At 68.2% G+C, this 12,922-nt stretch carries 11 protein-coding genes; 3 read left to right on the top strand and 8 right to left on the bottom strand.

All coding sequences use genetic code 11. The annotated features are described in order from the left end of the window. Window positions 1-153 precede the first annotated feature (153 nt). From AC1RGU_RS20255 to AC1RGU_RS20245, 3 genes are read left to right on the top strand one after another with little or no spacing between them, the layout of a single operon-like run. Window positions 154-942, top strand: coding sequence for an SDR family oxidoreductase (locus AC1RGU_RS20255; protein WP_492697613.1), 789 nt, complete (start codon window positions 154-156; stop codon window positions 940-942). A gap of 36 nt (window positions 943-978) precedes the next feature. Continuing rightward, window positions 979-2,175 carry an ABC transporter ATP-binding protein gene (locus AC1RGU_RS20250; protein WP_492697611.1) on the top strand — a complete coding sequence of 399 codons (1,197 nt, stop codon included), beginning with the start codon at window positions 979-981 and terminating at the stop codon, window positions 2,173-2,175. 3 nt (window positions 2,176-2,178) lie between these two features. Then, window positions 2,179-3,636, top strand: coding sequence for an aldehyde dehydrogenase family protein (locus tag AC1RGU_RS20245; protein WP_492697609.1), 1,458 nt, complete (start codon window positions 2,179-2,181; stop codon window positions 3,634-3,636). A 33-nt stretch (window positions 3,637-3,669) separates the two neighbouring features. On the opposite strand, the gene AC1RGU_RS20240 is transcribed toward AC1RGU_RS20245, so the two are convergent. The 8 genes from AC1RGU_RS20240 to AC1RGU_RS20205 are packed head-to-tail and all read right to left on the bottom strand — an operon-like array spanning window position 3,670 to window position 12,887. Continuing rightward, entirely contained in the window at window positions 3,670-4,629 is a 960-nt protein-coding gene (locus AC1RGU_RS20240) for a LysR family transcriptional regulator (RefSeq protein ID WP_492697607.1), read from the bottom strand. Between the two features lie 42 nt (window positions 4,630-4,671). Next, window positions 4,672-6,156: an N-acyl-D-amino-acid deacylase family protein gene (locus AC1RGU_RS20235; protein WP_492697605.1), complete on the bottom strand. Its 1,485-nt coding sequence runs from the start codon at window positions 6,154-6,156 to the stop codon at window positions 4,672-4,674. Window positions 6,157-6,176: 20 nt separating this feature from the next. Further along, window positions 6,177-7,484, bottom strand: coding sequence for an alanine racemase (locus tag AC1RGU_RS20230; RefSeq protein WP_492697603.1), 1,308 nt, complete (start codon window positions 7,482-7,484; stop codon window positions 6,177-6,179). Beyond that, the gene (locus AC1RGU_RS20225; protein ID WP_492697601.1) at window positions 7,481-8,479 is read right to left on the bottom strand and encodes an ABC transporter ATP-binding protein; all 999 of its coding nucleotides are present in this window, start codon (window positions 8,477-8,479) and stop codon (window positions 7,481-7,483) included. The genes AC1RGU_RS20230 and AC1RGU_RS20225 overlap by 4 nt, the downstream gene beginning before the upstream one ends. Beyond that, on the bottom strand, window positions 8,479-9,516 hold the full coding sequence (locus tag AC1RGU_RS20220; protein WP_095746730.1) for an ABC transporter ATP-binding protein: 1,038 nt from the start codon (window positions 9,514-9,516) through the stop codon (window positions 8,479-8,481). The genes AC1RGU_RS20225 and AC1RGU_RS20220 overlap by 1 nt, the downstream gene beginning before the upstream one ends. Next, window positions 9,516-10,355 (bottom strand): ABC transporter permease, encoded by an 840-nt coding sequence (locus AC1RGU_RS20215; RefSeq protein ID WP_062482920.1) that lies wholly within the window; start codon window positions 10,353-10,355, stop codon window positions 9,516-9,518. Before AC1RGU_RS20215 ends, AC1RGU_RS20220 begins: the two co-directional genes overlap by 1 nt. A gap of 3 nt (window positions 10,356-10,358) precedes the next feature. Continuing rightward, the gene (locus tag AC1RGU_RS20210; protein ID WP_095746728.1) at window positions 10,359-11,300 is read right to left on the bottom strand and encodes an ABC transporter permease; all 942 of its coding nucleotides are present in this window, start codon (window positions 11,298-11,300) and stop codon (window positions 10,359-10,361) included. A gap of 9 nt (window positions 11,301-11,309) precedes the next feature. Then, window positions 11,310-12,887 (bottom strand): ABC transporter substrate-binding protein, encoded by a 1,578-nt coding sequence (locus AC1RGU_RS20205; RefSeq protein WP_492697598.1) that lies wholly within the window; start codon window positions 12,885-12,887, stop codon window positions 11,310-11,312. Window positions 12,888-12,922: the final 35 nt, after the last annotated feature.

Here is a 12,922-nt window from a genome sequence, read left to right as displayed (position 1 = left end):
GCCTCCTGTACGCTTCAGAATTCGAGCTCGAATTGCGCGCGGTAATTCATTGCCGCCCGGTCGGGAGAGGTATTGGCAATTCACAGGGCGCATTGCGTGGACACATCAATTTCGACTCCGTCTCCTGTTCATCCCCACGCGCCATCCCGGCGCGTGACGCTGGTCACGGGCGCCGCGGGCGGCATCGGCCAGGCCCTGTGCCGCCGCGTGCTGCAAGCCGGCGACCGGCTGATCGCGCTGGACCACGACGCGGGCGCGCTGGAAGGCCTGGCGGCCGTGTTGGCCGGGCAGGGCGTGAGTGCCGACGACCTGGCGCGGTTGCATCCTTTGGTGGCGGACGTCACCGACTGCGCAGGCCTGTGCGAGAAGGTGGCCGCGGCCGTCGCCACGGTCGGGCCGGTGGATGTGCTGGTGTCGAACGTGGGCGCCGCGCGCGGGCCGACGGTGCGCAAGACCACGCCGCAGGACTGGCAGGCCGACATCCAGCTCAACCTGAATGGCGCGTTCCATTGCGTGGAGGCGGTGCGCCACGCCATGGTCGAGCGCCGCAGCGGGCAGCTGGTGCTCATCGGCTCGGTCAACGCGCTGACCACGCTCGGCCACCCGGCCTACAGCGCGGCCAAGGCCGCGCTGGTCAGCTACACCCGCTCGCTCGCGATGGAGCTGGGCACCTACGGCATCCGCGCCAACATCGTGCTGCCGGGCACCGTCAAGACGCCCGCCTGGCAGGCGCGGGCCGACAAGAACCCGCAGGTGTTCGAGCAACTGAAGAAGTGGTACCCCCTGGGCGACTTCGCGACACCGGACGACGTGGCCGATGCCGTGCTGTTCCTGGCGTCGCCCGCCGCGCGCGTCATCACGGGCGTGGCGTTGCCGGTGGACGCGGGCCTCATGGCGGGCATCCTGCCCATGGCCCGCGAGATCACGGTCGAAGACTACTGAGCCAGCGACTCACTTCCATAAAGACAAGGAGACCCCATGGCTCAGGTTCAACTCAAGCAACTGCGCAAGGATTTCGCCGGCGTGCCCGTCGTGCACGGCATCGACCTGGACATTGCCCACGGCGAGTTCGTCGTGCTCGTCGGCCCCTCGGGCTGCGGCAAGTCGACGCTGCTGCGCATGATCGCGGGGCTGGAGCCCATCAGCGGCGGCGAGCTGCGCATCGGCGGTGCGCGGGCCAACGACCTGTCGCCGCAAAAGCGCAACATCTCGATGGTGTTCCAGAGCTACGCGCTTTACCCGCACCTGTCGGTCTACGAGAACATCGCCTTCGGCCCGCGCACGCGCGGCGAGGCCGAAAGCGACTTCCGCCCGCGCATCGAAAAGGCCGCCGGCCTGCTCAACCTCACGCCCTACCTGGACCGCCTGCCGCGCGCGCTCTCGGGCGGACAGCGCCAGCGCGTCGCCATGGGCCGCGCCGTGGTGCGCGAGCCCGCGCTGTTCCTCTTCGACGAGCCGCTGTCCAACCTGGATGCGCAGCTGCGCGTGCAGATGCGCGCCGAGATCAAGGCCCTGCACCAGCGCCTGGGCAACACCATGGTCTACGTCACGCACGACCAGGTGGAAGCCATGACCATGGCCGATCGCATCGTCGTGATGCGCGCGGGCCGGGTGGAGCAGGTCGGTGCGCCGCTCGAGCTCTACGACCGCCCGGTCAACCGCTTCGTGGCGGGCTTCATCGGCTCGCCCGCCATGAACTTCACGCAGGGGCAGGTGCATCGCGCACACGGCCGCACCTGGCTCGCGCTGCCCGACGGGCAGGCCTGGGACTTGCCCACGTCCGGGTGCACGCCGCTGCTGGCCGATGGACAGCACGTGTTGCTCGGGTTGCGGCCCGAGCACCTGCAGTTGGCCCCGGAAGGCCTGGCGTTGCGCGTGATCCTCACGGAGTCGACGGGCGACAAGACGCAGATCTACGGCACGGTGGCGGGCAGCGAGACGCCCTGGTGCGTGTCCGTGCGCGACCGCGTGGCCCTCAAGCCCGGCGACCTCGTGCACCTGCAGGTCCGCGAGGCCGCATCGACCCATTGCTTCGATGCGCAGACCGAGCGCCATGTGGGCGTCGCGGCCCCGGCGCCGGCCGGGTACAGGCCGTCCACGTCCAGCGTGGATTCGCGTGCCAGCGGCAGCGAAGGCCAGCGCCACGCCGCGTCGATCGCGTATTCGTACGGCTAGGCCATGCGCAACCACTGCATATCCGAAGTCGAAACGGGCAACCACATCGGCGGGCGCTGGTCGACCACCGTCGACACCCTGCCGGTGGTCAACCCGGCCAACGGCGAAACCATCGCCACCGTGCCCCGGTCGGGCCGCGAGACGGCGAACGCGGCGGTCGCCGCCGCCAAGGCCGCGGCCAACGCGTGGGCTGCTACGCCCGTGTTCGAACGCGCCGCGATGTGCATGGCGATCGCGGCCGAGATCGATGCCGCGCGCGAGGCCCTCGCGCACACGCTGTCGTGCGAGCAGGGCAAGGTCCTGGCCGAGGCGCTCGGCGAAGTCGCCAAGGCCGCCGACGGCTTCCGGCTCGCCGCCGAACTCGTCAAGCAGATGGGCGGCAAGACGCTGCCGGCGGAAGACCCGGGCAAGCTCGTCATGACGCTGCGGCAGCCGCGCGGCGTGTATGGCGTCATCACGCCCTGGAACTTCCCGGTCAACATTCCGGTGGAATACATCGCCCCCGGCATCGCCACCGGCAACACCCTCGTCTGGGTGCCCGCGCCGTCCACCGCGCTCGTGGCCTGCGCGCTGATGGCTGCCATCCAAAAGGCCGGCCTGCCCGCCGGCGTTCTCAACCTGGTGATCGGCGAGGGCGCGACCGTGGGCGATGCGGTGGTCGTGCACCCGGACGTGACCGCCATCGCCTTCACCGGCAGCACCGCGACGGGCCAGCGCATCGCCGAGCGAGGCGCCGGAAAGCCCCTGCTGCTCGAGCTAGGGGGCAATGGGCCCCTGATCGTTTTCGAAGACGCCGACCTCGATGCGGCAGCCGCTGCAGCGGCAGGCGGCGCGTTCTTCAATGCCGGGCAGGTGTGCGCGGCGACCGGGTGCGTGCTGGCCCATGCCAGCGTGGTCGACCGCCTCTGCGACAAGCTGGTCGCCAAGGCCGCCGAGCAGGTGCTGGGCAACCCCTTGCATTCCGCGACGACCATGGGGCCGCTCAACAACGCCCAGGTGGCGGCCAAGGTGCGCGCGCATGTGGACGATGCCGTTGAACAGGGTGCACGCGTGCTGTGCGGCGGCCGCGCGCGGCCGGACCTGGGCAGCGACCTCTTCTTCGAGCCCACCGTGGTGCGCGACGTCACGCCCGCCATGCGGCTGTGCCGCGAAGAAACCTTCGGCCCCGTCGTGCCGGTCATTGCCTTCCAGGACGAAGCGCAGGCCCTGGCGCTGGCCTTGCAGAACGATTACGGACTCTCGGTGGGCGTCTTCACGCAAGACATCGGCCGCGGCATCGCCATGGCCAAGGCGATCCCCGCCGGCATCGTCAACATCAACGCGGGCACCACCTGGTGGGAAATCCACCTGCCCTTTGGCGGCGGCTCCGGCAAGAAGAGCGGCATCGGCCGGCTGGGCGGCATGCACACGCTGGAGGCGATGACCGAGATCAAGATGGTCACGGTCACGCTGCCGGGTTGAGCCCTTCGATGCCGACGATCCCGCGCGCGGGGACTACTCCGGCTTTCCCCTGGCGGGCGTGCGAGCGGCGTTGGCGCGCCCCGGCTTCACGGGCCGTTGCCACCCTTGCATGTACGCGATCAGCGACTGCGACAGGTGATTCGCCGCAAGCGACAGCCGTCGGGAATAGCTCGCGACCAGCGTGGCGCGCGCCGAGCGCAGCGACGCATCGGTGAGCGGAATGGCCACCACCTTGCCGGCCTCGATCAGCGGCGCGACCACGTCGCTCGGCTGGAAGGTGATGAGGTCCGACTCCGCGACCAGCCGGCTCGCGAAGGACAGCGAATTCGTCTCGACCGCGATGTTCAGCTTGAACTTTCCCTTGGAGCTGACGCGGTCGACCAGCTGGCGCAGGCCGAAGGAGCGGTCGGGCAACGCCAGCGGCGCGTCGGCGACTTCCGCTAGCGTGCAGCTGCGCTGTTGTGCCAGGGGGTGCTGCGTCGAGGCGATCACGCACAGCGGCTGTTCGATCTTCTGCAGCTCGATGAGGTCGGGGCGCGGCGAGGCGCCGAACAGAATGCCCAGGTCGTACTTGTGCTCCGCCACCGACTCGCCCACCGCATGCGAGCCCATGAGATCGAGCGAGAAGGTGATGCCCGGGTGCGTGCGGATGAAGCTCGGCATGAAGCTGGTGAGCAGGCCGTGCAGGATGCCTTCCACGCAGCCCACCCGCACATGGCCCTTGGCCAGCGTCTCGTACTCGTGGATCTGGCCCTTCAGGTCGGCCAGCTGCGTCTTGTTGTCCTGCGCATAGCGAAGCAGCAGTTCGCCGGCCGCGGTCAGCGCCATGCCCCGTGCATGGCGCTCGAAGACGGGCACGCCCAGTTCGTCTTCCAGCAGCGCGATCTGCCGGCTCACGGCGCTCTGGGCCACGAAGAGCTTTTCCGCCGCCACGCGCACGGAGCCAAAGGCCGCGACCTCGTAGAAGTACCGAAGGGTGGTGGATTCGATCATGCGTGCACTCTACGGGATGGCGGGGAAGGGGCGCGGCGATGTTCAGTTCGCGGCGCGTGATTGCCGTGTCAGCATGCGCCCCGCGCGCGCGAGCACGCGCGCCTCGCTCGCGCCTCGGTACGCGAGCACGCCGTTCACGAACACGCGCTCGATCCCTTCGCTCACGCCCAGCGGCTGGTCGTAGGTCGCGGTGTCGGTGATGGTCTCGGGGTCGAACACCACCACGTCGGCCATCGTGCCGACGCGCAGCAGGCCGCGGTCGGCGATGCGCAGGTTGCGCGCCGTCATGCCCGTCATCTTGTGCACCGCCTGCTCCAGCGTGAAGAGCTTGCGCTGGCGCCAGTAGCGCGCAAACACGCGCGGGAACGTGCCCCACAGGCGCGGGTGCGGATGACGGTCGTGCGGCAGGCCGTCGCTGCCGATCATGCTGCGCGGATGCGCGATGACGCGTTCCACGTCTTCTTCCTGCATCAAGAAATAGCACGCACCGCCGGGCTTCAGGCGCAGGCTGGCCTCCTTCTCCGTCGTGCCCCATTCGCGTGCGATGTCGGCGATGAGGCGGCCGGTCATCTCCGGGTGGGGCTCGGACCAGGTCAGCAGCACGTCGATGACGCCGTCCACCATGTCCTCGCGCAATACGGTGGAGCCGGCCACGTAGGGATAGACGTCCATCGCAATCTCCTGGCGCTGCGACAGGGCGTCGATCAGTGGCAGGGTTTCCTTGGTGCGGCCCCAGTTGGCCGGGCTTGCGCATTTGTGGTGCGAGATGATCAAGGGCACGCCGGCCTCGAACGCCGAGTCGCCGGCCTCGTGCATCGCTTCGATGATCTGCTGCATCTCGCTGCGCAGGTGCGTGGCGTACACGCCGCCATGGCGCGCCACGACGCGCGCGAGCGCGGTGACCTCTTCGGCGGGTGCCGCAAAGGCCTCTTCGTAGAACAGGCCCGACGACAGACCGTGCGCGCCTGCGGCCATGCAGTCGTCGAGCAACGCGGCCATGTGTGCCAGTTCATCGCTGTTCGCGGGCCGGTCGAGCGCCTGCATCGCCGCGAAGCGCAGCGTGGTGTGGCCTACGAGCGCGGCCACGTTGAGCGCGGGCTGCGTCGCATCGACGGCGGCGCGGTACTCGGCCATGGTCGCGTGCTTGAACGAATCCGCACCCAGCAGCGTGAGCGGCGGCTTCGACTGCGGCGTGCGGTACGGCGCCAGCGAAATGCCGCAGTTGCCCGTGACCACGGTGGTGATGCCCTGCGACACCTTGGGCAGGCACAGCGGGTCGCGCAGCACGATGGCGTCGTCGTGCGTGTGCGCGTCGATGAAGCCGGGCGCGATCACCTTGCCGCGGCAGTCGACCACGTCGACGTCGGCGATGTTCAACCCTGCAGGCAGGCGCGTGCGCAGGCCTTCGCCCAACGCCAGGATGCGGTCACCCTGCAGCAGCACGTCGCCGGGCCACGAGGGGCCGCCCGAGCCGTCGACCACGAGGCCGCCTTCGAGCAGCGTCGCGCTGTTCTTCTGTGTGTTCATGGGGGAATGCGTCGCCTTGCTCAGAAATGGATCACGACCGCATCGCTCACGCGGTAGTCGTTCTCGACCACGGGCATCCAGTGCCATTTGTCGAAGGTGGTGCAGGGGTGCGAGATACCCAGGCCCACGCGGTCGCCGACGACCGGTGCCTGCGCTTCGTCGTTCGCGTCCCAGCGCAGGTAGGCGTGCTGGTCGTTCAGCGCGGTCACCTTCCAGCTGGCGGGCACCGCATGCGACTGCAATGCACCGCGTGCCGCGTGTGCAATGGGGATGGGCATCGACATGTCGAAAGAGACGTCGCGCTTGCCGACCGAGAGAATCGCCAGTCCCGGCTCGGGCCGCGACTGCACGTTGGCCCAGACCTCCATCGCCGGTGTCAGGCCCTCACCGCACTCGCACCCCATGCGCTCATCCGCCACATTCACCATGCGCTTGTAGAAGCCATGGTCGTGCGTCACGTAGCAGCCCGAGCGCAGCAGGCCGCGCACGGGCGAGCCCAGGGCAGGCTTGAGGCGTCCGGCCACGAGGTCGAAGATGGCCGAGCCGCCGGCCGAGACCAGCACCTCGTCGGTCTCGAAGAGCTGCTGCGTGTCGCAGTGGCGCGCGACGGCTTCGATCCGGTCCATCAGGGCCTTGGCGAAGGCGGTGTCCTGTTCGGTGGACCCGGTGGCATTCAGGCCTTCGTAGCTCTCGATGCCCACCAGCTTCGCGGCGCTGCTGGCACGTACCGCGCTCGCCACGGCGACCGCTTCCGCGTGCGTGCGGCAACCGGTACGTCCGCCGTCGATGCCGATCTCGAGCATCACCTCGAAAGGCACGCTGGCGGGATGGCGCTTCGACCAGTCTTCGATCAGCGCCAGCTGCGCGATCGAATCGACCAGGAACACCACACGCAGGTCCGCATGGTCGGCCAGCAGCAGCTGGATGCCCGCGAGGTCTTCGTCGCTCACGACCTGGTTGGCGATCAGCGTACGACGCGCGCCGGCGGCCACGCCCACGGCCAGCTGCGTGACGGTGGCAAAGGTCAGGCCCCAGGCGCCGGCGTCGAGCTGGCGCTGGAACAGCTGCGGCGACATGGTGGTCTTGCCGTGCGGTGCGAGGTCGATGCCCCATTCACGCACGCGCGATTGCATCCACGCGAGGTTGTGTTCGAGCGCCTCGCGCTTGAGCACGGCCAGCGGCAGCGGCAGGTCGCCGGCCAGCACGTTCCAGCCGGCGGCGCCGACTTCGCTGCGCAGGCGCGGCGGCTGGGTGCGCGGGTAGCCCTTGAAGCGGTCGCTCAGCAGCGGGTCGATGAAATCGTGTGTCGAGGAAGAAATGTCGGTCATGGTCGTGCAACGGCGGTGTGGGGGAGCAGTTCTTTGCGTATGCAGGCGCTGTAGTGTCCTGCGGAAATCTCCTCGAGCGGCGGTACCGTCTGCGCACAGGCCTCGATGGCATGCGGGCAGCGGGTGCGGAACACGCAGCCCGAGGGCGGCGAGATCGGGCTGGGAATGTCGCCCTTCAGTGCGATGCGCTCGGTCGCCATCTCGGGGTCGGGCTTCGGGCTCGCAGCCAGCAGCGCCTGGGTGTAGGGGTGCGAGGGGTTCGCGAACAGCTCCTCGGTGGTGGCCACTTCCATCACCTTGCCCAGGTACAGCACCACCACGCGATCGCACAGGTACTCGACCACGTCGAGGTCGTGCGAGATGAAGAGCATGGTGAGACCGAGGCGCTCGCGCAGATCGGCCAGCAGGTTGATCACCTGCGATTGAATCGACACGTCCAGTGCCGACAGCGGCTCGTCGGCCACGATGAACTCGGGCTCCACGGCCAGCGCGCGCGCCACGCCGATGCGCTGGCGCTGGCCGCCCGAGAACTCGTGCGGGAAGCGGCTCGCATGCTCGGGGCGCAAGCCCACGGTTTCGAGCAGCTCGGCGATGCGCTTGTCGCGCGCGGCGGCGCCCTTGTGCAGGCCGTGCGTGGACAGCGCTTCACCGAGGATGGCGCTGATGCGCATCTTCGGGTTCAGGCTGGCGTACGGGTCCTGGAAGATGATCTGCAGCTTGCTGCGCAGCTTGCGCATGCGCTCGCCCGAAAGATCTCCGATGTCGTCGCCCCGGTACAGCACCTGGCCTTCGGTGCGCTCGACCAGGCGCAGCACGGTGCGCCCGATGGTGCTCTTGCCCGAGCCCGATTCGCCGACCAGGCCCAGTGTCTCGCCGGGGTGGATCGCGAAGGACACGTCGTCCACCGCACGCACGGGGCGCTCGCTGCTGCCGAAGTATTTTTTAAGCCCGCGGACTTCTATGAGGGGAGAGGAAGAAGAAACAGCGGTGGTCATCATGCAGCCCTCGCGAGCGGTTGGTCGGGCTGCACGCGCACACAGCGCGCCTGGCGGTCTTGCCGAATGTCGATCAGCGGCGGCATGGCGCTGCGGCATTCGGGCAGTGCCTGGTCGCAGCGCGGCTCGAAGGCGCAACCGGGTGGCGGCGCCAGCGGGCTCGACACCTGCCCGCGAATGGCGAACAGACGCTTGGGCTTGGGTTGCCCAGGAACCCGCGCCTTGCCCGGCAGGCAGGCCAACAAGCCCTGCGTGTACGGGTGCTCAGGCTGCGCGAAGAGCGGGCGCACGGGCGCACGCTCGACCACACGGCCCGAGTACATGACCACCACGTCGTCGGCATGGTGCGCCACCACGCCCAGGTTGTGCGTGATGAACAGGATGCTCATGCCCGTCTCGGCCTGCAGCCGGCGCATCAATTCCAGGATCTGCGCCTGGATGGTCACGTCCAGCGCGGTGGTGGGCTCGTCGGCGATCAAGAGCGTCGGGTCGCAGGCCATGGCCAGCGCAATCATCACGCGCTGGCGCATGCCGCCCGACAGCTGGTGCGGGTACTCGTGGATGCGTTGCGCGGCGGCGGGAATCTCGACCAGCTCCAGCATGCGCAGCGCATGGGCCAGCGCGGCCTTGCGATCGAGCCCCTTGTGCAGGCGCACGCTCTCGGCAATCTGCTCGCCGATGGTGAACACCGGGTTCAGGCTGGTCATCGGCTCCTGGAAGATCATCGACAGCTGGTTGCCGCGCAGCGAGCGCATCTCGCGCTCGCCGATCTGCAGCAGGTCGAGCGTCTTGCCTTCGCGGGTGACGAAGGAAGCCGATCCGCTGACCTGCGCATTGGCGGTCTTGGGCAAGAGGCGCATCAGCGTGAGGCTGGTGACCGACTTGCCCGAGCCCGATTCGCCCACCAGCGCGGTGGTCTTGCCGGGCTGGATCGAGAAACTCACATCGGCCACCGAGCGGATCAATCCGTCTTCGGTGGGGAAGCTGGTGCTCAGGTTGGTGACCGTGAGGCGTGGGGTAGTGTTCGCGGTGTTCATCACGAGGTCTTCTTGAGCTTCGGATCGAGCAGGTCGCGCACACCATCGCCCAGCAATTGCAGCGACAGCGCCGTGAAGATGATCGCCAGCCCCGGGAACAGCACCACCCAGAAGGCCTGGTGCGCGTACTGCTGGCTGCCCGCGACCATGGTGCCCCAGGTGGGGATCTCGGGCGGCACGCCGACACCGAGGAAAGACAGGCCCGCCTCGGCCAGGATCGCGTAGGCGAAGATGAACGACACCTGCACGAGGATCGGCGACATCAGGTTCGGCAGGATGTGGCGCCACAGGATGCGCGAGGTGCGCACGCCCAAGGCACGTACGGCCTCCACGAACAGCAGTTCGCGCACCACCAGCGTCGAAGCCCGCACCACGCGTGCGACACGCGGCGTGTAGACCAGCACCAGCGCGAGCACGGTGTTCATCAACGACGGCCCGAGGATGGCCACCAGCGCGATGGCCAGCAGGATGTCGGGGAAGGACATCATGGCGTCGACCACGCGCATCAGCGGTGCATCGAGGCGGCGGAAGAAGCCTGCCATCAAACCCAGCACGGTGCCGGCGATGACCGCACCCAGTGCGGTGAGTGCCGCAATGGCCAGCGAGTAACGGGCGCCGTGCACGATGCGCGCATACATGTCGCGCCCGAGTTCGTCAGTACCCAGCAGGTGCTCGGCGCTGGGCGCCTTCAGGCGCTGCAGCACCGCTGTGTCGTTGGGGTCGGCCGAAGCGAACAGCGGCGCACCGACAGCGAGCACGGCAATCACCAGCAGCACCAGGGCGGAGACCATCACGATGCGGCGGTGCATCAGCTGGCGGAGCATTCGAGGCATGCGCATCGTTCAGACCTTCACGCGCGGATCGACCACCGCATACAGCAGGTCGATCGAGAAATTGATGAGCACGTAGATCGCGGCAATCACGAGCAGAGCACCTTGAATCACGGGGTAGTCGCGCCGCAGCACGGCGTTGACCACGAGGTTGCCCACGCCGGGCAGGCCGAACACGGTCTCGGTGATGACGGCGCCGCCGATCATGAGTGCGACGGTCAGGCCGATCACGGTGACGATGGGCACCAATGCATTGCGCAGCGCATGCTTGAGCACCACGACCTTCTCGCTCAGGCCCTTGGAGCGCGCGGTGCGCACGTAGTCTTCGCCGAGCACGTCGAGCATCGAGGCGCGCGTGAAACGGATGATGAGCGCGGAGTTCAGCAGGCCCAGCACGGTGGCCGGCAGCACCAGCGCATGCAGCCGCTCGGCAAACGGCGCATCGGGCGCGCCGTACCCCGACACCGGGAACCACCCGAACGACACCGCGAAGATCTGGATCAGCACGATGCCCAGCCAGAAGCTGGGGATGCTCGCGCCCAGCATCGCGATGCCGGTGAAGAACTGGTCGACCACGCGGCCACGGAACACCGCAGAGACGATGCCGCAGGGCACGCCGATGAGCGCGGCGATGGCCACGGCCAGCAGCGCGAGCAAGGTGGTGGGCTCGGCGCGCTCCCACAGCGCCTGCGTGACTGGGCGCTGCAGGAAGATCGAGGTGCCCAGGTTGCCCTGCAGCACTTCGCGCAGCCAGTAGCCGAACTGCACGGGCAGCGGTTTATCGAGGCCGTAGTCCTTCTGCACGCGGGCGATGTCGGCGGCGGTGGCCTGGTCGCCCAGCAGCACGGAGATCGGGTCGCCCGAGGCGGCGCGCGTGAGCACGAAGACCAGCACGGCCACCAGCGCCAGCACGATGAGCATGCCGGCGAAGCGCGAGGCAATGAAACGGAACAAGCGCGTCTCCTACTTGATCTTCACATTCCAGAAGAAGGGCCAGTTCGTGGGTTGGTAGTTGTCCAGTGCCGGGCTCTTGGCCGAGAGCGCGTTGAACTTGCCGACGCTGATGTAGGGCACCTCGTCGTACACCACCTGCTGCACCTTGCCCCACAGCGCGCCGCGCTTGGCCGGGTCGCTCTCGGTGTTGAAGGCGCTGAGCGAGGCCTTCTTGGCGGGCGAGTCCCACCAGCCGGGTGCACCGTCGCCCAGTTGCGGTGGCGACAGCATGGGCTCGGGGAACAGCCCCGAATGGGTGATGAAGATTTCCCACAGCCGCGGGTCGTTGCGGCGCTGGGTGAGCGTGGCCCAGTCGACCACGTTGAGGTCGACCTTGAAGCCGGCGCGCTTGAGCTGCTCGGCCATCAGCAGCGACATGTTGTAGTGGAAGTCGTACTGGCGGCTGGTGAGCACGCGGATCGGCTCGCCCTTGTAGCCGGCCTTGGCGGCGGCATCCTTGGCCTTGGTGGCGTTGCGCTGGTTGTACTGGTCGGTGCCCGCCGCCGAGTAGAACGGCGAACTCTTGGGGAAGTGGTTCGCTTCCGCGATGAAGAAGCGCGTGTCGCCGAAGCCGGCCGCGAGCATCTCGCCCTGGCCCATCGCGGTCTGCAGGGCCTGGCGCACGGCCTGGCTGGCGAGCGGACCTTCCTTGGTGTTGAAGACCACCAGCGGAAAACCGAACGCGGGCGTGATGATCGGCAGCGTCTTGCCACTGGCCTTCTCCAGGCGCGGCAGCGCTTCCACCGGCAGCAGGTCGGCAAAGTCGTACTGGCCCGCGAGTGCACCTTCGACACGCGTGCTCGCGTTGGGCACGGGCACGAAGCGCAGCTCTTCGATGACCGCTTCGCGCTTGCCGCCATAGCCGTTCGCGGCTTCCTTGCGTGCGCTGTACTTGTCGAAGCGCGAGAGCAGCACGAACTGGTCGGGACGGCGCTCCTTGAACTTGTAGGGGCCGGTGCCGACGAAGTCCTTCAGCGGCGAGGCCATCGATTCCTTGGCCATCATCGCGGCGGTGCCATTGCTGGGCAAAGCCAGCTGCGACAGCAGCGGCGCGTACGGCGCCTTCAGCACGATTTCCACGCCCAGCGGACCCTTGGCCTTGAGGCTCTCGATTTCCTTGCCCACAGCCTTGCCGCGCGGCGACTGGTCCATCCAGCGCTGCAGGCTGGCGACCACGTCGTCGGCCGTGAGCTCGCGCCCGTTGTGCAGCGCCACGCCCTTGCGCAGCGTGATGGCGTAGGTCTTGCCGTCGGCCGAGATCTTGGGCATGCCCTCGGCCAGCATCGGCACCACGTTCCACTTGGCGTCGAAGGTGTACAGCGTCTCGTACACGTGCTGCATGATGGTTCCGACCAGGTCGGCCGTGGAGGCCATCGGGTCGAGCGTCTGCGGCTCGGCCACCATTGCCAGCGTGGCGAAGTTGCGCGGGCCCTGCGCGTGGGCGCTGGGGTGAGGCAGTGCGGCACACAGCATCGCGAGCAGGGAAGCTCCCAGCAGGCTGCGCTTCGACAGGCGGGGCAGGCGCTGGACAAGACCGGCGTGAGACATGGGGTGTTCCTTCATGGGCGATCGGTGGGCAATGA

It is taken from the genome of Variovorax sp. GW823-FHT02B07, from assembly GCF_058797695.1.
This window is presented reverse-complemented; position numbering and strand designations above follow the sequence as displayed.

Excerpts from the sequence above, each read along its gene's own strand:
- AC1RGU_RS20250 (WP_492697611.1), top strand. The coding sequence starts at position 979 with ATGGCTCAGGTTCAACTCAAGCAACTGCGCAAGGATTTCGCCGGCGTG.
- AC1RGU_RS20245 (WP_492697609.1), top strand. The coding sequence starts at position 2,179 with ATGCGCAACCACTGCATATCCGAAGTCGAAACGGGCAACCACATCGGC.
- AC1RGU_RS20240 (WP_492697607.1), bottom strand. The coding sequence starts at position 4,629 with ATGATCGAATCCACCACCCTTCGGTACTTCTACGAGGTCGCGGCCTTT.
- AC1RGU_RS20235 (WP_492697605.1), bottom strand. The coding sequence starts at position 6,156 with ATGAACACACAGAAGAACAGCGCGACGCTGCTCGAAGGCGGCCTCGTG.
- AC1RGU_RS20230 (WP_492697603.1), bottom strand. The coding sequence starts at position 7,484 with ATGACCGACATTTCTTCCTCGACACACGATTTCATCGACCCGCTGCTG.
- AC1RGU_RS20225 (WP_492697601.1), bottom strand. The coding sequence starts at position 8,479 with ATGACCACCGCTGTTTCTTCTTCCTCTCCCCTCATAGAAGTCCGCGGG.
- AC1RGU_RS20220 (WP_095746730.1), bottom strand. The coding sequence starts at position 9,516 with ATGAACACCGCGAACACTACCCCACGCCTCACGGTCACCAACCTGAGC.
- AC1RGU_RS20215 (WP_062482920.1), bottom strand. The coding sequence starts at position 10,355 with ATGCGCATGCCTCGAATGCTCCGCCAGCTGATGCACCGCCGCATCGTG.
- AC1RGU_RS20205 (WP_492697598.1), bottom strand. The coding sequence starts at position 12,887 with ATGTCTCACGCCGGTCTTGTCCAGCGCCTGCCCCGCCTGTCGAAGCGC.